This window comes from Raineyella fluvialis, assembly GCF_009646095.1.
GTDB classification, from domain to species: domain Bacteria; phylum Actinomycetota; class Actinomycetes; order Propionibacteriales; family Propionibacteriaceae; genus Raineyella; species Raineyella fluvialis.
The window spans coordinates 1,421,753-1,442,556 of record NZ_CP045725.1 but is presented as its reverse complement, the minus strand read 5'-3'; the positions used below and the strand labels follow the sequence as shown (position 1 = coordinate 1,442,556).

Sequence of the window (20,804 nt, the reverse complement as noted above, 5' to 3'; positions counted from 1 at the left end):
GGTCATTTAACCTGCACTTATAGGAGTGGGACACCCCGGAGGTCGCATGCCCGACTCGCAGCACCGAGCCAGCCGGCTCCGCCATGGCCCGTGGGCCGGGCGAGGCGTCGGCGACCGGCGACGGCCGGGACGGCTCGTAGCCCTGGCGATGTCCCTGGCGATGTCCCTCCTCCTGGTGGTCACGCTGGCCGGCTGCGCGGGCGGTTCGAGCGACACGCCGGGCGCCGCTCCCGCCCCTGCCGGCGGGCAGGTGCTCAACCTCTACGCCTTCTCGGTGGCCAAGCCCGCCTTCGAGGCGCTCGGGGCGGCGTACGCCACGACGCCGGAAGGCTCGAAGGTCACCGTCCTCAGCTCGTACGGCGCCTCGGGTGACCAGTCCCGCAAGGTCGTCGCCGGCGCCCCGGCCGACGTGGTGAGCTTCTCCATCACCCCCGATGTCACCCGGGTGGTGAAAGCCGGCCTGGTCGACAGCAGCTGGAACGCCGGGCCGACCGCCGGCACCCCGGTCAACTCCGTCGTCGTCATGGTGGTCCGCAAGGGCAACCCCAAGAACATCCACGACTGGAACGACCTGCTCCGGCCCGGCGTCGACGTCGTCACGCCCAACCCGCTGAGCTCCGGCTCGGCCCAGTGGAACCTGCTCGCCCCCTACGCCGCCGAGAGCAACGGCGGCAAGGACAAGCAGGCCGGCCTGGACTACGTACGTTCCCTCGTTGAGGACCACGTGACCACCCGGCCCTCGTCCGGATCGGACGCCACCGAGACCTTCCGGCAGGGCCACGGCGACGTGCTGCTCAGCTACGAGAACGAGGCGATCGCCGCGATCCGCAAGGGCGACGACGTCGAGTACGTCGTTCCCCCGCAGACCATCCGGATCGAGTGCCCCGTCGCGGCCGTCTCCGCCTCGCCGAACAGGGACGCGGCGCAACGGTTCGTCGACTTCGTCGCCACCCCCGCCGGCCAGGAGGCCCTGGCGACAGCCGGCTACCGGCCGGTCGACCCCACCGTCGCCGCCGCGCACGCCGCGCAGTTCCCCACCCCGGCCAAGCTCTGGACGGTGAAGGACCTCGGGGGCTGGTCGAGCGTGACCGCGCAGTTGTTCGCCAAGGACACCGGTGCCATCAGCCAGATCTACAGCCGAGCGACAAGGTGACGCGATGAGTCTGACCACCCTCAAGGCCCCCGGGGGCAGGTTCGCCCTCGGCGGGGTGAGCGGTTCCGCGCTGGGCGTCGTCGTCCTCTGGGTCAGCGTCCTCGTCGCGCTGCCCATCGCCGCCCTCGTCGCCACCAGCCTCACCGGCGGGCCGGCCGGCTTCTGGGCGGCCGTCACCCGACCGAGCGCCCTGGTCACCCTGGGCCTCACCCTGGCCCTGGCCGCGGGCGTCGCCCTGCTGAACGCGGTCGCCGGCACCGTCATCGCCTGGGTGCTGGTCCGCGACGACTTCCGTGGCAAGCAGATCGTCGACGCCCTGATCGACCTGCCCTTCGCGCTGCCGACGATCGTCGCAAGCATCGTGCTGCTGTCGCTCTACGGCCCGGAGAGCCCGGTCGGGGTCCACCTCGCCGGCACCCGCGCGGGGGTGCTGATGGCCCTGGCGTTCGTCACGCTGCCGTTCGTCGTCCGCGCCGTCCAGCCGGTGATGCGCGAACTCGACGCCGACGCCGAACAGGCCGCCGCCTCCCTCGGCGCCCCGGGCTGGACCATCTTCCGCCGGATCGTCTGGCCGGTCCTGCTGCCCGCCGTGGCCAGCGGCACCGGGCTGTCATTCGCCCGGGCGATCGGCGAATTCGGCTCCGTGGTGCTGATCGGCGGCAACCTGCCCGGACGTACGCAGATCGCCTCCCAGTACATCCAGCAGCTGATCGAGGTCGGTGACCCGGCCTCCGCGGCGGCCGTCTCGGTCGTCCTGCTGCTGGTCTCGTTCGTCGTGCTCACCACCCTGCGCGGGCTGTCGAGCCGGATGCAGCAGAGGGAGGAAGCGTCGTGAGGCAGACCCGCACCCTGCGATGGAGCCTGCGGATCCTGGCCATCGCCTACCTGGGCGTGCTCGTCGCCGTCCCGGTGGGGATGATCCTGGTCCGGACCTTCGGGGCCGGCCTGGCGACTTGGTGGTCCTGGGTGACCACCCCCGCGGCCATCTCGGCCCTCAACCTCACTGTGCTCGTCATCGCCATCGTCATCCCGCTCAACGTCGTCTTCGGCGTCATCACCGCACTCGCGCTGGCCCGGGGCCGGTTCCCCGGCAAGGCACTGCTGCAGACCGTCGTCGACCTGCCGTTCGCCGTCTCCCCGGTCGTCGCCGGTGTGGCGATGATCGCCCTGTGGGGCGTGAACGGCTGGTTCGGTTGGCTGCCGCACCACGGCATCCGGGTCGTCTACGCGCTGCCGGGGATGGTGCTGGCCACCGCCTTCGTCACGATGCCCTTCGTCGTGCGCGAGGTCGAACCGGTCGTCCGCGAGATCGGCCGCGACCAGGAGCAGGCCGCCGCCACCCTGGGCGCCACCCGGCCACAGATCTTCTGGCGGATCACCCTGCCCGGCATCCGCTGGGGCCTGACGTACGGCACCGTGCTGACGATCTCCCGAGCGCTGGGAGAGTACGGCGCCGTGCTGCTGGTCTCCTCCAACCTCCCCGGCGTCTCGCAGACGCTGACCCTGCTGGTGCACGCCCGCTACGTCGAGGACCACAACCTCTACGGGGCGTACGCCGCCGCGACCGTCCTGATGGGGCTGGGGCTCCTGACGCTCGTCGCGACCACCGTGCTGGACAAGTGGAAGAAGCAACGATGATCACCGTCACCAACGCCGTCAAGGACTTCGGCGACTTCCGCGCCCTCGACGGGGTGAGCCTCGACGTACCCGCCGGGTCGCTGACGGCCCTGCTGGGTCCGTCCGGCTCCGGCAAGTCGACCCTGCTGCGGGCGATCGCCGGCCTGGAACTCCTCGACTCCGGCACAATCGAGATCGAAGGCCTCGACGTCACCGACGTGCCGCCGCAGCGGCGCGGGATCGGCTTCGTCTTCCAGCACTACGCCGCGTTCCGGCACATGACCGTACGGGACAACGTCGGCTTCGGGCTGAAGATCCGCAAGGAGTCGAAGTCGGTGATCCGCTCCCGGGTCGACGAACTGCTCGACCTGGTCGGGCTCGGCGGCCTGCAGGACCGCTACCCCGCCCAGCTCTCGGGCGGGCAGCGGCAGCGGATGGCGCTGGCCCGGGCGCTCGCGATCCAGCCGCAGGTGATGCTGCTCGACGAGCCGTTCGGCGCCCTCGACGCGAAGGTCCGCGCCGAGCTGCGCGAGTGGCTGCGCCGGCTCCACGACGAGGTGCACGTGACGACGATCCTGGTCACCCACGACCAGGAGGAGGCCCTCGACGTCGCCGACCACATCGCCGTGCTCAACCAGGGCCGCCTCGAGCAGGTCGGCGAACCGACCGACCTCTACGACCACCCGGCGAACGCCTTCGTGATGGGCTTCCTCGGCTCGGTGTCGCGGCTCGGCAACGCGCTGGTCCGCCCGCAGCACATCCACCTGCGCCGGATCGACGAGGGCGTCGCGCTGGCCCACACGGACTGGTCGGCCGACGCGGTGACCGAACGCGCGATCGTCGAGCGGGTCACCCACCTCGGCTTCGAGACCCGGATCGAACTGGCGTCCATCGGCACGGGCGAGGGGTTCACCGTGGCCCTGACCCGCGCCGACGCCAACGTCCTGGGCCTGTCCGTCGGGGACCACGTGCTGGCGACGGCCGATCGCGACCCGTCGACGGCCTCCTTCGACGACTACGTGATCTGATCCTCGCCGGGCCGGCCCGCATCCGCCGACCCGGAGGAACTACCGGACGGGACCCGGCGGTAGACCGAGGGGCGGTACGCGCCCCTTCCCCCGCGCGCGGGGAGCCGTGTGAAATGTCCCACAAACAGGGGCGCGGGGTTCCTCTAGAGAACAAGGTAAGGCTAGCCTTACCGTCGTCGGCAACGGTGCCGAGCCCCCGCACTCTTTCCGAGGTAACCGCATGTCCCAGATCACCGCCGCCCTGTCCCAACGCCAGGTCGACCGCCCCCTCGACACCGACACCGACCATGCCCCGCGGGGGATGGCCGAGCTCCACGAGGGTGAACCGGCGATCATCGTACGGGTCTGCGACGGCGCCGACGCCGCGTGCGCGCGCCGGCTGTTCGATCTGGGCTTCGCCCCCGGGGCACGCGTGGAGAAGATCCGCCGGGCTCCCTTCGGCGGTCCGGCCGTCTACCGTGTCGCCGACTACGAGATCGCCCTGCGGCCCTCACAGGCCCGGACGATCCTGGTCGACACGTGTCTCGTGGACACCGCCCTCGCTGGCACCGTCCTCGACGACACCGCGCCCCTCGTCGCCGCCGGGACGTCCGCCGTACGCTCCTTCGCGGCATGAGCCACGAGCACCACGGCGGTGGTGGCGCGGTCGCGGTCGCCGAAGGCACCCCGCGGATCGCGCTGGTCGGCAGCCCCAACTCCGGCAAGTCCACCCTCTTCAACGCCCTCAGCGGCCTGCACGCCAAGACCGGTAACTACCCCGGCGTGACGGTCGCGCGCTATGAGGGCGTCGTCCAGACCCCGGCCGGACAGGTCGTCGTCGAGGACCTCCCCGGCGCCTACAGCCTTGACCCGATCAGCCCCGACGAGCAGGTCGTCGACGACGTCCTCGACCCGGAACGCGTCTCCCCGACCACGCCGGACGCGGTGCTGGCCACCGTCGACGCGACCACGCTGCGGCGCTCCCTCGGCCTGATCGCGCAGGTGCTCACCGTCGGCCTGCCGACCACGGTGATCGTCACCTTCACCGACGAACTCGCCCGCCGACACGGGCGCCTCGACCTCGTCGCCCTGGAACGTGCGCTCGGCGTCCCCGTGCGCGGCATCGCCGCCGGCGACCCGCGGGCCGTCGCGGAGTTGCGCGAACACCTCAACCACGCCCACCACTGGGCCCGCCCGGTGATCCCCCCGCCGACCGACCCGGACGAGGTCAGCGGCTGGGTGGCCTCCGTGCTGGAGTCGGCCGGCTACCGGGTGCCGGCGATCGACGCCCGTACGCAACGGATCGACGGCGTCCTGCTGCATCCGGTGTGGGGGACGATCGTCTTCTTCGTGACGATGTTCCTGTTCTTCCAGGTGATCTTCACTGTCGCCGCCCCGGTGCAGGACCTCGTCCAGTCGTTCTTCGACTGGCTGGCCGGGCTTGCGCAGACGTACGTGCCGATCGGCTGGCTGGCCGGCTTCCTCAGCCAGGGCCTGATCGGTGGCGTCGGTGCGGTGATCGTCTTCCTGCCGCAGATCGCGCTGCTGTTCGTGCTGATCTCGCTGCTCGAGGGGACCGGGTACATGTCCCGGGCGGCGTTCCTGATGGATCGGGTGATGGCGAAGGCCGGCCTGGAGGGGCGCGCGTTCGTGGCGCTGCTGTCGTCGCTGGCCTGCGCGATCCCCGGCATCATGGCGACCCGCTCGCTGCCGAGCGCCAAGGACCGGCTGGCGACGATGCTCGCCGCGCCGCTGATGACGTGTTCGGCCCGGCTGCCGGTGTACGTGATGCTGATCAGCCTGCTGGTGCCGGCCGACGTACGCTTCGGGCCGGTCGGGGCACAGGGCGCGGTGATGTTCGCGCTGTATCTCGGCGGCGCGTTCGCCTCGATGGGGACCGCTTGGTTCTTCAGCCGAGTGACCGGGCGCCGGCAGGGACAACTGCCGTTCTACATGGAGATGCCGCCGTATCGGCTGCCGCGGCTCTCGACGGTCTTCCACGCGGTCTGGGACGCGTGCGCCGCGTTCCTGAAGAAGATGACGACGATCATCCTCGGTGCGACCGTGGTGATGTGGCTGCTGCTGAGCTTTCCGATGCCCTCAGCCGCCCGCCTGCACGACGCCGGGATCGACCCTGCCGACAGCGGAGCCGTGGCGACGTACACGCTCGACCACTCGGCGGCCGCGGCGGTCGGCAAGGCGATCGAACCGGTCTTCGAGCCCCTCGGGTTCGACTGGCGGATCAACATCGGCGTCATCTCGTCGTTGACGGCCCGCGAGACGTTCGTCTCGACGCTGGGGCAGGTCGCGGCGGCGTCGGACCCGGCGAACCCGGGTGACGCTCTCGCCTCGATGACCGTCGACCACGGCCCCCGGGCCGGCGAGCCGCTCTTCACCCCGCCGGTGGTGGCGTCGCTGATGGTGTTCTTCATGTTCGCCCTGCAGTGCCTGTCGACAATGGCGGTGATGCGCCGGGAGACCGGGACCTGGAAGTGGCCGCTGATCGCGTGGGCGTACATGTTCGCGCTGGCCTGGGGCTTCGCGTTCCTGACCCGGGTCGTGGTCGGGGTGTTCGTATGAGCGCCTCCGGCGCCGCGGTCGTCGCCCTGCACCCCGAGGCGACCGCGGACCCGCACACCATCCGGTGGGTCGTTCCCGCGGGAACGCTCCCGTTCGTCGGAGCGCCGAAGGCGGTGCCGGCCGCGCTGCAGGCGCTGCGCGATGGAGGCACGCTCACCTCGATCGTCGTCGAACCGACGGCGGTCCTCCTCAGCACCGACGGTGACTGGCGTACGCTCGGCGCCCCGGTGCGGAAGGCTCTGGCCGAGGCCCTCGCGGAGCCCTCGGGGTGGGTGGCTCCCGCGCAGCCCGGATCGGTGCTGGCGTCGGCGGTCGAGGAGGTCATCGCCGGGGAAGTCGGCGAGTACGTACGCTCCCACGGCGGCCGCGCCCGGCTGATGCGCGTCGAGGGCAGTGTCGCCACCATCGCTCTGGACGGCTCGTGCTCGTCCTGCCCGGCTCGTGGGGTGACGCTCGGGCTGCGCTTCGGGAAGGCCGTGGACGCCCTCTGCCCCGGCGCCGAGGTGGTGCTGGAGGAGAACGGGAAGCCGTTGCTGTTGCGGTGGGGGCGGCGCTAGCCGGTAGGCGACAGGCCGGGCCTCCTTGGAGGCAGCGGAGGCCGCTGATGAGGACCCTCGCGACGATACCGTTGATCCGCTGAAACCTCTCTGCGAAGGACGTCTGCCATGACGACAGTGGCCCAGCTCAAGCAAACTCTCAATGGTCTCGCCGAGGCCTCGAAGCGGACAGCGACGGGCCTCGCCCAGTTCGACCAGCAGTTCAATCAACAGACGCAGGGCGTCCAGCAAGCCTTCCAGGGGTCAGCACAGAACAAGGACAAAGAGGTCATGGCTGCCCTTCAGCAAGCGTCCAAAGCGGTCAAGGAAGCCGCCCAGGCCCTCCAGCAGGCTGCTCGAGTGACATCCCAGTACGGCCAATCGCTCTGATGCCCGTACCGGATCCGGCACGGTACGAGCAAGTGGCGCGCGAGGCCGCCGAACTGGCGAGCCATCTCCAGCGCGTCGAGTCGGGGATTACGGCGCTGGCGGTCCATGCCGACCGGCTCCTCGCCACGACTGCCACCGGCGCCGACAAGAAGATGATCAGCGTCACCAGGGAGTCCGCGCGCAGGATTTCGGGAGCTGTCCAGGACCTCCACCAAGCGGCAGCCGCGGCCCGTAAGGCCTCGCAGGAGGCGGTGGCCGCCAGCGAGGCGGAGCGCAGGAGGATGGAGAGGAGAGGCTGACATGGCATCCGACCTGGAGCGCCTGGCGCAAGCCGTCCGGCAACTCGGGGATGCGTCGGGGCCGGTCCGTGGCCAGATCGCCCGGGCCTCCCTTTCGGCGACACGTGCATCGTCCGGGGTCCCGCAGGGCGTTCCCTCGGCCCGACAAGCAGCTGTCGCCTTGCAGGCGGCCGGGAAGGCCTTGGCCGAGGCGAGTCACCTGCTGGACGAGTTCAGCAAGGAGGCCGATGCCTTCGCCGCCCGGCTGGTGGGTGGTTCACCGCAGACCGGTGCCCGTCCCTCTCCAGCACACGTCTCGCTGGACCGCTACCACCCGAACGGGTTCCCTGACGACATCGACATGGTTCCGCTGGCCGGCATCGCCCCCGATGAGCAGCTCGACTGGGTCAAGGGCTACAGCCCGGAGGACCTCGAATGGGCGTGGCAGGCGTTCCGCAGTGTCATCCAGCCCGGCCTCGCCAAAGGCATGACTCAGGACGACTTTCGAGACATGGATGCCCGCCTCGGTCTGATGGGAACGAGGTCGTACGCCGACACGTATTCCGGATTCTTCGGTGACTCCCGCATCATCCTGAACAGGAAGCCGGGCATGGACGCTCTTGATCCCGGCAATGGGAGGCATCGCATCGCCATCGCCCGCAGACTGGGGCTCACTCACGTGCCGGCGAAGGTCGTTTGAGCGGCCCAGTGCTCTCGTTGTCGTACCCAACGAGGTGGGCAGACACCAACGAGGTAGGAAGACACCGAATCACCGCCTATGAGATGACCACCCGCCGCACCGGCTGGCCACCGACAGGCACCACCGAGGGGGTTGTACCGGCCGGGATGCATCGTCCCTGCGCCCACGCGCGCAATGCCGCCACGTCTTCGGCGTTGGTTCGGCTGTAGGGGACCACATCGCTGAACCAGTCGCTGAGCTCTTCATCCGAGGGGAGCTGGACAGTCCCACGGCTGAACATACGGGACGCGATACCGTGGACCACGGCCTCGATGTCCGATCCCGAGAAGCCCTCCGACTGAGCCACGAGCTGGGTCGCGAGCGCCGGTGAGAGATCCGTCTTCAGGTACTTGACGAAGTACATCTGCAGGATCTCCTCCCGGTCATGATGGTCGGGCAGATCGACGAAGAACATCTCGTCGAAGCGTCCCTTGCGGAGCAGCTCCGGCGGCAACGTCGTCACGTCGTTGGACGTGGCAACCATGAAGACCTTGGCTCGGGACTCCTGGAGCCAATAGAGGAACTGCCCGATGAGGCGCTTGGAGGTCCCGGAGTCGCCACCGCCGTTGGCGAGAGCCTTCTCGATCTCATCGACCCACAACACGCAAGGGGCCACCCGATCAGCGGTGTCCAGCGCCTCCCGGAGCTGAGATTCCGACTGTCCGACGTACATTCCAAGGATCCCCGCCATGTCCAGCCTGTAGAGAGGCAGTCCCCACTGCGCCGCGATCGCCTTGGCAGACAAGGACTTGCCGCAACCGGGCACACCGACGAGCAGCACTCCCTTGGGCGGGTGCAGTGAGGTCTGGGAAAGGTCCGCCTTCATCAGGGTCTCGCGATCCACAAGCCACTGCTGGAGCTGCTTCAGCCCACCGACCCTGTAGTCCTCTCTGAGCTGGATTCGCTCGATACCAGTCAACTCACCGAAGATGCGGTCCTTGTACTCGGAAAGCTGCGGAATGTCGGAGTTCAGCAGCTTGCGCTTGGTCAACATCGTCATCAGGACGTTGACCGCCTCCATCTCGGTCACGCCGGAGAGGATCTCGGCAGCCTGCCGCAGTTCGCGGTGCCCCCATTCCACCTCCACCACTCCCTGATGATCGGTGAGGATGCCTCCGAGCGTTGTGGCCAGTTCGTCGGTGGAAGGAAGATCCAGAGGCACGCTCATGCCGAGACGAGCCAGTCCACTCCAGACCGGTCGCGCAACGATGAGAACGATCGAGCCGCTGCGCGACTCTGCCAACCGGACCATCTCGGCAAGGTGTCGCGAAGTGGAGCTCTCCTGCTCCAGGTCCTCGACGTCGGAGAACACGAAGTTGACGTTGTTCCGCGCCTTGAAGGTGACGCGAGCGTGCTCGAGCGCGGAGGCGAGGGAGGTGTCGTCGACGACAGTCTGTCCCGAGACCAGATCCTTCAGTCCTTCGGTCCTGGAGTGCTCGTAATAAGCCATTGATCGCAGGGCGGAGGCGCACCCCCGCAGCATGTCCATGACACGCGTCGGCTCGATGGACCTGATGACCACGAGTGGCACGCGTGCGCTGAGGTAGCTGTGGACGATGCGCTGGGTTTCGATGAGGTCGGGCACGAATGCTTCCTTCTCAGGGAGAAACGGGATTCACACGGACGGTGGCAGGCGGCGGTGGCCGAATCGGGAAACAGGAGGCCCATCGCTCTGCACGACCGGGAGCGGCGCGACGGTCTGACGAGAGCCGTCCTGGCTGACCGCCATGTCGAGGACCCGAACGAAAGAGTTCTCGGCCACGACGCGCAGGACGTGCTCCTGGTCGGCCCGTGGCAAGCGGCCCCGGGAGAGCCCCTCGCGGACGCCCTCCTCCAGCTCACGTTGGTAACGCTCGACCGTTCGACGCGAGTCCGCCAGGAGCACCGTCCGGATCCCTGGCGGCAATGATGGATGCGAGGACAATTGCACCCGGCGGGCCAGACCGGCTCGGAGCTGGATCAGCTCATGCGCCAGATCGAAGGGCGAGCCCCACGTGGACAGCGCGCGGCCCAACTGGTCCACCCAGCGCGCCGACACTGCCTCCAACGCCTCAGTGATGTACACCATCAGCCGCTCGTAGGTCTGGGGTGTGTAGGTGTCGTCCTGGAGGGGTGGGAGGTGGGACAGCGAGATCGTGGGGTCGCTCGACCACGCCCGCAACGTGTGGACCCACGTCTCGTACGCCGTGGGTCCACTGAACGTCGGGGAGGTCATCGACCGGACGGGCGCGACAGGAACAACTCCCCCGGCGGGAGCGGTTCCCAGTCGGGCAGGTCGCCGGCCACGACATGACGACGACCGGTCTGGTGCTCAGTCGCCGAGGCATTGTTCGGTCGAAGCACGTTCCGCTGGAGGACCACCGAGTCAGACTCCTCGGCCGCCTCAGGCCTCGGGGTGAACTGCCGCAGCCGGGTGCTGGGACGCCGCAGGGGCACATTGCCGTCAGCGGGCTCGAGTCGGGCGTTATCGGACACTTCAGGACTCCTGGATCTCGTTGGTTGCGGTGGGCCAGGTGTCGATCAGCCTCAGCAGATCGCCCTCCTGACTGTCGAGTGCGGAGTAGGTCTCCATCGCGTCGACGAACTCCGCCGTCGCGTCCCGATAGAGGTCGACCGACACTCCGATGGCCGTCTCACGGATCCGTTCGACGTCGGCCACTGCGGCCCGGCATTTCTCCTTCGCCTTCTCCCCGAGGAAGTACACGATGCCGCCTCCCACAAGGGCGGCGACCAGGCCCGCGACAGGGTTGATGAAAGCGACGACGAGCGCGATCGCCGCAGCGATCAGGACTGGGCGTGTGTACCAGGAGTTCTTGAACGAGACTCGCTCGATGTACGAGGTCAACGCAGATTCCCACGCCGAGCGGATGGTCATGATGCCCGTGGCCTCAGGGGTGTCCGTGCTCAGGGTGACGCCGCCGAATCCGTAGGTCGCGGCGTAGTTCGAGTGCTGCCCGTCCAGGACGAGCGACAGCGATGCGACCGCCCGACCGCGGTACACGGCGCAGTACCGGCCCACTGCGGTCCGGAAGTCGCTCTGCCCGACGCCGATCGCGATGCGTTGTGTCTGCGTACTCACGCCGACCAACTCCGGTGTGATCGCTGCCATCGTCTGGAGCGACACGATGTCGATGCTCTCGTCGGTGGCCTTCAGCATCAGATCCGTACGCTCACGGGCGCGGTCGAGGTCACCCTGCTCCTCGATCACCGACTCGTGGTAGATGACGTCGCGGCGCAGCGGCAGTTCCTCCGCGTCGTACTCCGTGACGAGTCCATCGAGGATGTCGTCGAGCATGCCCTCGAGCACCGTCGGGATCGTGCCATCCGACGTGGCGATGGCCTGGTACGTATCGATGGTCACCGGAAGCGCCGACGACTGCTCGAGCATCCACTGGAGGCGGTCCCACTCCGGCGAGATCTTACGGAGTGTCGGATAGCTCTCATCCGTCAGTTGCTCCCGCTGGCGCCCGAGTTCCCCGGCCCAAGTGCGGATCTGTGCCTCCACTGTCTCCTGGTTGTGGCGCAGATCGGCCCTCCAGGTGGTCAGTTGCTCGGTCAGCAGGACTTGCGCGGCGGGTCCGAAGGCGTTGTAGCTGGTCGCCTCGAGGACGACGGCGAACTCGCGCCCTGGGGAACTCGGATCGAGGGAGGCCAGGTAGTGCTTAAGCCACCGGTTGGCCCCATCCATCCGCCCCTGACGACGCAGGACCAGCGTGAAGAACAGGCTCGTCTTGCGGGGATCGCGGTTGTAGGCCTCCTGGACCGACTTCTCCGCCACCTCCTTGTTGTCCCGCGACCAGGCCGCGAGGGCAACGATCACCGGTGCCAGCCAGTACCGGGGCGTCTGGACCATCAACTCCTCGGATACCTGCTTCACGGCGTCGTTCGAAACGTTGCCGACATCGAATGCCTGCAGGAGTCCGACGGAGGTCCGGCGCACGACACCGTAGTGGCCGAACTGGCGGTCGAGTTCCGCCTTCAGGTTGACGACGCGCGTCTCGGACTGCTGCACCGAGGCCGTACGCTGTGCCGTCCTGACGTACTCCTCGAACTCTTCCCGAAGCTCACGCAATTCGGTCGTGGTCAGGTGGAGGTCACTGCGTACCACGCCGACCGATGCGTCGACCTGGTCGATCTGCGAGGAGAGCTGCGAGGACATCCGATCGAGCGCCCGCTCCACCCCGGAGAGATCCACGTGGACAGTTGATGACATGACTTTTGCTCCTAGATTGCGCTTGAACCGTCGGGACGGACGGGTACGACCTGGCCGTCGTCATAGATCTCGATGAACAGGTAGGCCGACGATCGAGCCAGCGGCCTGGCCGCGGCGAACGGTCCCGGAACCGCGTCCGCCATCTTGAAGTGCTGGGTGATGTTGCCCGCGACGTCCATCCGGTGGTCGACGTAGGGGTGCCCCAGGTAGCAGTGACCGAACAGACCGATCAGTGTGCCGCCCCCGCGTTCCTCGTACCGCTCTTGGATCCAGCCGGCCAACTCGGCCTGTGTCACCGGGTCGGTGATGGTGTCGATCTGGGCAATGGCCTCGAGTAACTCGGCCGAACGGCGCTGCTCGCGGTTCTTCATCACGTGCGCTGACGTCGTCCGGGCAGCCACCGTCTGCGACGGCACTTCGAAGGACGACCCGTGACGAGAGGATTCGCGGGGAACGAGGTGTCTGCGTGATTCCACGTGGGGACCTTTCCTACTGCAAGACAAGGAAGACGGTGATCGCGACCAGCACCAGGGCCGCGATCGCTGCGAGGAGCAAGGCAGTCCTTGGCGGCACCGATGGGCGCACCAGGGCTGTCGGCTCGACCGGGACCGGTGGCGCGTTGGCGGGACGGAAGTCGCTCTGCCGGGCGGCCAGCCGATCCGACTCGAGCTCCTGCTGAGCACGGAAGTTCTCCACCCACTGCTGGGCCTTCTCCGAGGCTTCGAGGTCCCGGATCAGCTCATCGAGATACTGAGGAAGCGACTCCACGTCGCGCGGCACGTCCTCCGCGGCCAACGCTTCCACCTCGCCCGTCCGCAATTCGAGGCGACGCAGGCTGCTCTGTGCCTGCTCGACGAGACGTGATGCTCTGTTCGTCGACTCGGCGTGACGGCGCTGCGTTGCCAAGGCCTGGTCGATCCGTTCCTGGCCCGCCCGCTGGGCGTCCGCCACCGCCCGATCACGCGCCTCGGGAAGCCCAAGAAGTCCGGCGATAGCTCGGGTGTAGGCAGTGAGGTCCTCAACCATCGATGTCCTCCATCCGGAACTGATCGGGGTGGAAGGGCACCACTGTGACCAGGCCGGAGTCGCCGTTGCGATCGAACCAGCCGACCCGAGGCGAGCCGTCGATCGGCGGCGTCATCGCCCCCGCCACGGCGCGGAGTTCTTCGAGCCCGAGCCCTACGGTCACGTAGTGGGCGACTCCGTCGTGGGCCATTCCCAGATCCGATTCCAGGGCCCGCAGGCTGGACCACCAGCCCAGCAGATGTGCTCCCATGAGTGCACCCTCCCGAGCAAGTCTCCTGAGCACACCGCGCCCTGTCGTCGCATCCCCGTCGAAACCGAAGTCAATGTCGAAGCCCGACGTCGAGGGTGCCTGGTCCATGCCCCGTGCCCTCTGCAGCCCGAGGCCCACCACGAGCAGCGGTGGACGGTCATCCCCTCGACCCGCGGTCTCCGCGGCAGGGCCGAGGGTGCCGGTGAGGTGACCGGCGATGTCGGCCCGTGGGACGCGCGTGATCCCCACCCCGGCCCCCCGGACATCCTCGGCCAGGGCATCCAGCCACGCCCCTTCCTCGAGACCATCGAGGATCACCACGGACCCTCCACGCTCCACCAGGGTCGGGATCGCGGAGCGGACCAACGAGTTGACCGCAGCCGCCGCGACGTGGACGTCCGACCCCACCAGGGCAACCGTCTGGTCGGCATCCTGGTCGACCGTCAGCACAACCGGCTCACGCGTCACCGCGACCGGGCGCCCCAACATCATCGACAGGCCCCGGCCGTGCGCCTCAGGAACGTGGTCGCGCGAAGAATCCCAGGCCGCATATTCGCGTCCCACGAACACCATCGGCATCTCACCGTGGCCTTGTTCCCATAGGCGGGCCTGGAGTGCGGCCATCCTGTCCGGTTCGGCGTACGCCGCCATGCCGCGAACGTTCGATCCCTCGGGATCGCTACCGAAGTTGCGATTGAGGACGACCTCACCTCGATAGCTCAGATCAGCTGCAGCCGTGTTCCCCTCGCTGAGAATCGCCTGGGACTCAGCAGCAGTGTTCTTGAGGGAGAGTCGCAGCGGGAACTGGGCGAAGATCGAGTTCCCCTTGATGGCGAGCCCCCGGACTCCCGACGTCGTCTGGGACGCCAGCAGGAGGTGGATGCCGTAGGCACGGCCCTGCTTGGCCAGACGGTCCATCAGCTCCACCGCCTGGTCGACGTAGCGGTCCTCTCCCTCGAAGAGCACATGGAACTCATCGACGACAAGCAACAGCCGAGGCATAGGCGAACACGTGAGGGTGCGGTAGCTGTTCAGGGAATTGGCGCCTACCTGCTTGAAGAGCTGCGAACGCCGCTCCATCTCGTCATCGACGGAGCGGAGGACCGCCACGCCGAAGGCCTGGTTCGATTCGAGGCTGAGAACCCTGACGTGCGGGAGCCAGTGGCGACCATCCGGGTCGGGAGCGAAGCGCTTGAATTCCAGTCCCCGCTTGAAGTCGAGCAGGTACAGCTCCAGTTCCTGCGGGGAGTACCTCACCGCGAGCCCGTAGATGATGTCCAGGACCAGATTCGACTTACCCTGCCCGACGGCGCCACCGATGAGGATGTTGGGATGGGGCGGATTCTCCGTGCGCAAGGAGATGGTCAGCGGCTCGCGCCCCGTACGCCCGACGACGACGTCGAGCGACTGTTCTGCAGAGTGGGCCCAGGGCACTTCGACGTCGTCGGGCATCAGGCTCTCGAGCGGGATGGTAGGGCCCTGCACGAGTCGCGCAGAGGCGCCGACGCCCCGCACCAGTTCTTCGACGAAGTCGGGGCGCAGGGCCGGATCGGGGACACCGTCGCACGGGTAGCCGGGGACGCGTACCGTGTCGGCGCCCACTTCGACGAGGGTCAGACGTCCGATGAGTTCGTCCGGGATCACCTCACGGTCCGGGACCGCGGTCGGATCCACGACCACGAGCAGACTCGTCCCGGACGGACCACCGATGGTCGCGATCCTGAGCAGTCGTTCCTGGAGGGCCCTGTCGACTGCGTATGGGTAGTCGAGGATGACCACGAGGTGGAGGGTGCCTTCCGGGGTTCCACGAAGCCGCCACAGGTCGGTAAGGCTCGAGACACCAGCGAGCCGGGAGAGCTCGACATTGCGCACTGCGGACTGCATGACTGCGTCGAGGCGGCCGGCGAACGAGGAGGCATCCACGGTCGGCGGAGGGAAAGCGCCGGGGTGGCCCGCACGCAAGCCGGTCAAGGTCCCCAGAGTGCCCCGCACCTTCGGGTCGAACACCTCGAGGACGACATGCTTCAGAGGGCTCTGGGCGAACAGTCGGGCAGCGAGGGACAGCGCCAGGTTGTCCGTTGCGGAGGCCGCACCGGACAGCACGAGTCCCGGATGGTTCACCATCGGCACGATGAGCGGCACGCCACCCACGGTCTCGTGAGGGATGGCCCCGACCCGTACGAAGTCAGCGGGAATGCTGACCTCCTGGGGGCTCCAGGAGCCCTCGCATATGGCTGATGCCCATCCCGGAGCCAGGCGACGGGACAGATCGACGACGCCCGTCATGCCTCGCCGGGAGTCGGCCTCGAATCGTCGGATCACCGAGTCCAGCTGGGCCTCACGCTGCGACTCTGCGCGGGCCCGCGCCAGGGCGAGCTCGCGCTCGTCGGCGGCACTGGTGGCCTCGGCCAGCGCAGGGATGAGCGCCGAGACGCTCTCGAGGCGACCCTTCAGTGTGGCAACCCGACGGCGAACATCCACGACTGCACGGTCGAGCTGACGCCCTGACTCCTCGGCCAGAATCGATGGCACATCCTCAGCCCCGGACCGCTGTGGCGGCGTCTGCGGGCGAAAAGTCGATCCCGGCACAAAGCGCCCCGACGGGCGACCGCCATTCCATTGCGGCTCACCCTCGATATGGATACGGCGGCGCGCCGAATCCCCCTCGGTCATGTGTTTCCCCCCAAAGCCGAGTGAGTAGGAGTCATCAGACTCCGGCGTCAGCATATAGCCGAGAGGCTCATCGCCTCATCTGCGCCCTTCGGCTCAGTGTGGGACGGACGCCACCCTCGGCAGACACACGTTGTCGAGGGATGCCCCGGAGAGATCGGGAAAATTCCGAGCGCACCAGGCCTGGCCCGCCTCCTTGCTCAGAAAGGTGCCAGGATCATAGACGGTCACATAGATGGACTCTCCGGCCGGCACGTTCGCGTTGGCGTTCTGCTTGCCGAAGGATGTCGACTTGACCAAGTGGACGTCGGAGCCGAAACGCGAGCGGAGTGACTGGAATTCGGCGACGATGTCGCGAAACATGAAGGTGTGAGTGCCATTGGCCGCAGTCAGTTGTGGATCAGTAGCACCGACGTACTTCGCGGACAATGCGATGACATAGTGGTCGTCCGTCGTGACGCGGTAGGTGGATGACTCGGACTCGAGCCAGGATCGAGCCTCCTGCTCAGTCACCACGTCGGAAGAGGCGGATGAGGTCGCGGCCGAGGGCGACCACCCAGCCCCCGACGACGCTGACGCTGCTGCCCTCGTAGCGCCCCAGGTGGCAGCAGAGGTGGCGGCAGGCACGGATTCAGCGGACGGGTACGCGATTGAGCGAGAGCTCCGGGAGGAGCCGCGAAGGTCCGCCGCGATCGCCACCACCACGATCAGCGCGATCAGCCCACCTCCGATGATGAGGATGCGCTTCGGACTCGGGGCGCGACGTTCAGTGGTCACAGGAGATGCGGGTGAAGACGTCACCCGAGCCGGGGTGCTCATCGGGCCATCCCCTGCATGAGGTGTTCCGTCCTGACGCGCTGACGAGAGATTGGCCGACGAAGATCGCGGCACCGCAGACGGCGAGGACGAGGCCCTTGGAAGAGGCGGCGAGGCAGTCGCCGTCACATTGTCCGGCGGCGAGCCGACCGGGGCGCCACACGCCCTGCAAAAGGGCCCATTCGCCTCATGACCGCACAGGCTGCAAATGGCCACTGCTTCTCTCCTTCTAGCGTCAAGGGAGACGTACGACCGACGCGAGGAACTCCTCTGCACAGATTCGTGCGACCTTGCCACGAGGAGTCGTTCACGACCGGCGTCACATCGCCCACGCCGAGCAGGGGATTTGCGGGACCAATGTACGCGTGCCGTGATCTTCCCCCAGTCAGAACACCGCATCGCCTGCCTCTCGTTGCACATATCCCGGTCAAACCGATACCGGACCATCCAACTCCTCTGGATACCGGGCTTCCGGCGCAACATTGATCGGAGTCTATCGGGCATGGTGTCGATCACGGCCTGATCGTCGGTAATCCGACCAAGGGAAGCGTGATCTGCTCCAGGCACGGTTGGATGTCCATCGCCCCCGGGACGGACGTCAATGCCGGCAGGCGGAGCCGTCAACACCACGGCGAGAAGGCGGTGAACTGTCGGGCGGCAACCGGCCGGCCGCCCTGCGCCGGATCAGATCGTGTCCCGGAGCGACGCACCCTCGGCCAGCAGCTCGACCAGTCGCCGTGCGAACCGCGCCGCCGGGGCGCCGTCGATGACGTCATGGTCGAAGGTGAGGGTGATGTCGGCGATCTCCCGATCCGCGAGCCGGCCCTCCACCCAGATCGGACGCCGGGTGATCCCACCGATGGTCACCGCGAGGGTCCCCGCGCCGGGCGCGAAACCCCAGCCGGCCGTCCCGGTGCCGAGCCCGAGGTTGTTGACCCCGGCGACGCCCATCCGGAGACCCCAGCGGATGCTGCGCCGCATCCCCCACATCAGCAGCGGAGTCAGGGCCAGCGGCACCATCTCCAGCCACCGCTGCCCGGCGATCGTCTCGTGCCGGGCCGCCTGCCCGGCACGGATCTCGTCGTGGACCTCGCGGAAAGACTTGGTATCGGCGCGCCGGACGGGAAGGTAGCCGACGGCGGGCTGGTCGCCGATCCGGCGCTCGAGTAGCACCTCGATGATCACCTCGTCGAGGAAGACCAGTGATCGACCGCGCCGGAACGCGTTGAGTTCGGGGAACTCGGCCAGCGCCCGCGCCACACAGGACACCACATACGCGGTCTGGGACAGCCGCTCCCCCGTACGCTCCCGATGCTCCCGCAGCAACCGACGCGGCTCGGTGAGATCCGCTTCGACCAGGGCGTACATCAGGTGTCGCCGGACCGCCACGTTCTGCCCCATCGCCAGCGCCCGACGGGCCTTGCTCATCCGCTCGACGCGGTAGCCCTCGCGATGTGGACGATGTGACCCCTCAGCCCGATGCGCCCCCTGCCGAGCGTTCACCCCAGCCATGTCCAGCCGCCCTCCGCCGCCCTCTCCTCACTATCGCCGATCGGTGCGGTCGCCGCTGGGGTTGTCGGGTGCCCGCGGTCATCGGGGCCGCGGTCATCGGGCGCCCCTCCGGAATCCTGACCTCAGAGCATCTCGAGCGGGACCGGGCGCCGGGGCGCCGGGAAGGCCTCGTCGAGCCGGGCCAGGGTCTCGGCGGAGAGGGTGACGTCGAGGGCGGCGAGGTTCGCCAGCATCCGCTGCGGGTCGCCCGACTTCGGGATGGCCACCGTACGTCCGTCCCGGATGGCCCAGGCCAGAGCGAGAGCCGTCGGCGTGGTTCCCGCGTCCGCGGCGATCGACGTGAGGGCCCGTCCGGCTGCGCCCGCGAACAGGCGGCCCTGCTCGAGCGGTGAGTACGCCATCACCGAGGTCCGATGCTCCGCGAGGAGCGGGAAGAGGTCGAGTTCGGGCCCACGCCGGGTGAGGTTGTACAGCACCTGATCGGTGGCACAGTCGGGCCCGCCCGGGGTCCCCCAGATGGCCTCCATCTCCCCCGGGTCCATGTTGGAGACACCCCAGGCGGCGATCTTGCCCTCCGCCCGCAACTGTTCGAACGCCGCGATCGTGCCCGCCACCGGGTGCAGGCCGGACCAGTGCAACAGGTACAGATCGAGGTGGTCGGTGCCGAGCCGGCGCAGGGACGCCTCGCAGGCCGCGACGGTGCCCCGGCGCGTCGCGTTGGTGGGCAGGACCTTGCTGACCAGGAACGCCTGGTCGCGGATGCCCTTCAGTGCTTCGCCGACGAGCCGCTCGCTGCGCCCGTTGCCGTACATCTCGGCGGTGTCGACGAGCCGCGCACCCGCCTCGAGCCCAGCGCGCAGCGCGGCGATCTCGCGCGCCCGGGTGTGATCTTGGTCTCCCAGATACCAGGTACCGATTCCGATCGCCGGAACCCTGACATCCGGCGTGATCGCTACCTGCGTGGCCTCCATGCGTCCTCCCTTGTCCTGCTTCGGTTGTCGGCGCCTTGGCCGGTTCGACGGGGGTGCCACCAGAACTGTGAGCCCCGACCCGTTGCTCTTGTCTTACGTCTTGTCGTAGGCTACCAACAACCACTTAGCGAAAAACGAGTTCCGCATCGTGAATCTTCACCAGGAGCTCGACCCGCCGGACGAAAGGACAACGTTGTCCCCCACAGCCCCGAGGGCCGCTCTCTCATCCTTTCCCGCACGCTCCCCGTGAGCGGTCGCGGCTGTGTCGCGCTGACGACTCAGTGCGGTGGAGGCATCCGATGAGAATCCTGGTCGTCAATGTGAACACGACGGAGTCGATGACCGAGTCGATCGCGGCACAAGCGAGGGCGGTCGCCGCCCCCGGGACCGAGATCGTCGGCCTGACCCCGTTCATCGGTGCCGACTCCGTCGAAGGCAACTTCGAGAGCTACCTGGCCGCCATCGGCGTCCTCGATCGGGTCCTGGCCTACGACGAGCCGTACGACGCCGTGGTCCAGGCCGGTTTCGGCGAACACGGCCAGGAAGGACTCAAGGAGGTCCTCGAGGTCCCCGTCGTCGACATCACCGATGCCGCCGCCCACCTGGCCTGCCTGCTCGGTTACCGCTACTCCGTGGTGACCACGCTCGATCGCGCCGTACCTCTGATCGAGGAGCGGCTGATGCTCGGTGGCGTCGCCGACCACTGCGCCTCCGTACGAGCCAGCGGGCTGGGCGTCCTCGAACTCGAGGGCGACCAGGACGTTGTCCTCGCCGCCATCACCGACCAAGCCGTCCGGGCCATCAAGGAGGACGGTGCCGAAGTCCTCGTCCTCGGCTGCGGCGGGATGGCCGGCCTGGACGCCGCCGTCCGCGAGGCCACCGGCGCCCCCACCGTCGACGGCGTGGCGGCCGCCGTGAAGTTGGCCGAGTCCCTGGTCAACCTCGGACTGAAGACCAGCAAGGTCCGCACCTACGCGCCTCCGCGCCCCAAGACCGTCGTGAACTGGCCGCTGCACCGACTGCTGCAGCGCTGACCCCTCACCTCC

Annotated in this window: 21 protein-coding genes; 11 read left to right on the top strand and 10 right to left on the bottom strand. The window is 68.2% G+C overall.

The annotated features are described in order from the left end of the window. Window positions 1–46 precede the first annotated feature (46 nt). The 10 genes from Rai3103_RS06625 (at window position 47) to Rai3103_RS06580 (ending at window position 8,261) form a co-directional block, all read left to right on the top strand. Entirely contained in the window at window positions 47–1,153 is a 1,107-nt protein-coding gene (locus Rai3103_RS06625; RefSeq protein ID WP_228489232.1) for a sulfate ABC transporter substrate-binding protein, read from the top strand. 4 nt (window positions 1,154–1,157) lie between these two features. Continuing rightward, complete coding sequence (gene cysT / locus Rai3103_RS06620; protein WP_153571922.1) at window positions 1,158–1,988, top strand: sulfate ABC transporter permease subunit CysT; 831 nt, start codon at window positions 1,158–1,160, stop codon at window positions 1,986–1,988. After that, window positions 1,985–2,791: a sulfate ABC transporter permease gene (locus Rai3103_RS06615; RefSeq protein WP_153571921.1), complete on the top strand. Its 807-nt coding sequence runs from the start codon at window positions 1,985–1,987 to the stop codon at window positions 2,789–2,791. The genes cysT and Rai3103_RS06615 overlap by 4 nt, the downstream gene beginning before the upstream one ends. After that, complete coding sequence (locus Rai3103_RS06610; protein ID WP_153571920.1) at window positions 2,788–3,798, top strand: sulfate/molybdate ABC transporter ATP-binding protein; 1,011 nt, start codon at window positions 2,788–2,790, stop codon at window positions 3,796–3,798. Before Rai3103_RS06615 ends, Rai3103_RS06610 begins: the two co-directional genes overlap by 4 nt. 220 nt (window positions 3,799–4,018) lie before the next feature. Next, the gene (locus tag Rai3103_RS06605; RefSeq protein WP_153571919.1) at window positions 4,019–4,414 is read left to right on the top strand and encodes a FeoA family protein; all 396 of its coding nucleotides are present in this window, start codon (window positions 4,019–4,021) and stop codon (window positions 4,412–4,414) included. Further along, complete coding sequence (gene feoB / locus Rai3103_RS06600; RefSeq protein ID WP_153571918.1) at window positions 4,411–6,357, top strand: ferrous iron transporter B; 1,947 nt, start codon at window positions 4,411–4,413, stop codon at window positions 6,355–6,357. The genes Rai3103_RS06605 and feoB overlap by 4 nt, the downstream gene beginning before the upstream one ends. Next, the gene (locus tag Rai3103_RS06595; RefSeq protein WP_153571917.1) at window positions 6,354–6,914 is read left to right on the top strand and encodes a NifU family protein; all 561 of its coding nucleotides are present in this window, start codon (window positions 6,354–6,356) and stop codon (window positions 6,912–6,914) included. The genes feoB and Rai3103_RS06595 overlap by 4 nt, the downstream gene beginning before the upstream one ends. A 108-nt stretch (window positions 6,915–7,022) precedes the next feature. Continuing rightward, window positions 7,023–7,283: a hypothetical protein gene (locus Rai3103_RS06590; protein ID WP_153571916.1), complete on the top strand. Its 261-nt coding sequence runs from the start codon at window positions 7,023–7,025 to the stop codon at window positions 7,281–7,283. Beyond that, window positions 7,283–7,582 (top strand): hypothetical protein, encoded by a 300-nt coding sequence (locus tag Rai3103_RS06585; RefSeq protein ID WP_153571915.1) that lies wholly within the window; start codon window positions 7,283–7,285, stop codon window positions 7,580–7,582. The genes Rai3103_RS06590 and Rai3103_RS06585 overlap by 1 nt, the downstream gene beginning before the upstream one ends. Window position 7,583: 1 nt before the next feature. Then, window positions 7,584–8,261, top strand: coding sequence for a hypothetical protein (locus Rai3103_RS06580; RefSeq protein WP_153571914.1), 678 nt, complete (start codon window positions 7,584–7,586; stop codon window positions 8,259–8,261). Window positions 8,262–8,337: 76 nt separating this feature from the next. Here Rai3103_RS06580 and Rai3103_RS06575 read toward each other — a convergent pair whose 3' ends face one another. The 10 genes from Rai3103_RS06575 to Rai3103_RS06530 all read right to left on the bottom strand — a co-directional run bounded on the left by Rai3103_RS06575 (window position 8,338) and on the right by Rai3103_RS06530 (window position 19,758). Beyond that, the gene (locus Rai3103_RS06575; RefSeq protein ID WP_153571913.1) at window positions 8,338–9,885 is read right to left on the bottom strand and encodes an AAA family ATPase; all 1,548 of its coding nucleotides are present in this window, start codon (window positions 9,883–9,885) and stop codon (window positions 8,338–8,340) included. A gap of 30 nt (window positions 9,886–9,915) precedes the next feature. Then, the gene (locus tag Rai3103_RS06570) at window positions 9,916–10,515 is read right to left on the bottom strand and encodes a hypothetical protein (RefSeq protein ID WP_153571912.1); all 600 of its coding nucleotides are present in this window, start codon (window positions 10,513–10,515) and stop codon (window positions 9,916–9,918) included. Continuing rightward, window positions 10,512–10,775 (bottom strand): hypothetical protein, encoded by a 264-nt coding sequence (locus Rai3103_RS06565; protein WP_153571911.1) that lies wholly within the window; start codon window positions 10,773–10,775, stop codon window positions 10,512–10,514. Before Rai3103_RS06565 ends, Rai3103_RS06570 begins: the two co-directional genes overlap by 4 nt. Before the next feature lies 1 nt (window position 10,776). After that, window positions 10,777–12,513 (bottom strand): hypothetical protein, encoded by a 1,737-nt coding sequence (locus Rai3103_RS06560; RefSeq protein ID WP_153571910.1) that lies wholly within the window; start codon window positions 12,511–12,513, stop codon window positions 10,777–10,779. Window positions 12,514–12,524: 11 nt separating this feature from the next. Then, window positions 12,525–12,989, bottom strand: a complete 465-nt coding sequence (locus Rai3103_RS06555; RefSeq protein ID WP_153571909.1) for a hypothetical protein — start codon at window positions 12,987–12,989, stop codon at window positions 12,525–12,527. 13 nt (window positions 12,990–13,002) lie between these two features. Further along, the gene (locus Rai3103_RS06550) at window positions 13,003–13,539 is read right to left on the bottom strand and encodes a hypothetical protein (protein ID WP_153571908.1); all 537 of its coding nucleotides are present in this window, start codon (window positions 13,537–13,539) and stop codon (window positions 13,003–13,005) included. Beyond that, entirely contained in the window at window positions 13,532–16,270 is a 2,739-nt protein-coding gene (locus tag Rai3103_RS06545; RefSeq protein WP_194793304.1) for an FtsK/SpoIIIE domain-containing protein, read from the bottom strand. The genes Rai3103_RS06550 and Rai3103_RS06545 overlap by 8 nt, the downstream gene beginning before the upstream one ends. Window positions 16,271–16,555: 285 nt before the next feature. Then, the gene (locus tag Rai3103_RS06540) at window positions 16,556–16,975 is read right to left on the bottom strand and encodes a hypothetical protein (protein ID WP_153571906.1); all 420 of its coding nucleotides are present in this window, start codon (window positions 16,973–16,975) and stop codon (window positions 16,556–16,558) included. A gap of 984 nt (window positions 16,976–17,959) precedes the next feature. Then, complete coding sequence (locus Rai3103_RS06535; RefSeq protein WP_194793303.1) at window positions 17,960–18,703, bottom strand: 2-oxo acid dehydrogenase subunit E2; 744 nt, start codon at window positions 18,701–18,703, stop codon at window positions 17,960–17,962. A gap of 206 nt (window positions 18,704–18,909) precedes the next feature. Beyond that, entirely contained in the window at window positions 18,910–19,758 is an 849-nt protein-coding gene (locus Rai3103_RS06530) for an aldo/keto reductase (protein WP_153571904.1), read from the bottom strand. A gap of 299 nt (window positions 19,759–20,057) precedes the next feature. Here Rai3103_RS06530 and Rai3103_RS06525 point away from each other — a divergent pair, with 299 nt between their 5' ends. After that, the gene (locus Rai3103_RS06525; RefSeq protein ID WP_153571903.1) at window positions 20,058–20,792 is read left to right on the top strand and encodes an aspartate/glutamate racemase family protein; all 735 of its coding nucleotides are present in this window, start codon (window positions 20,058–20,060) and stop codon (window positions 20,790–20,792) included. Window positions 20,793–20,804: the final 12 nt, after the last annotated feature.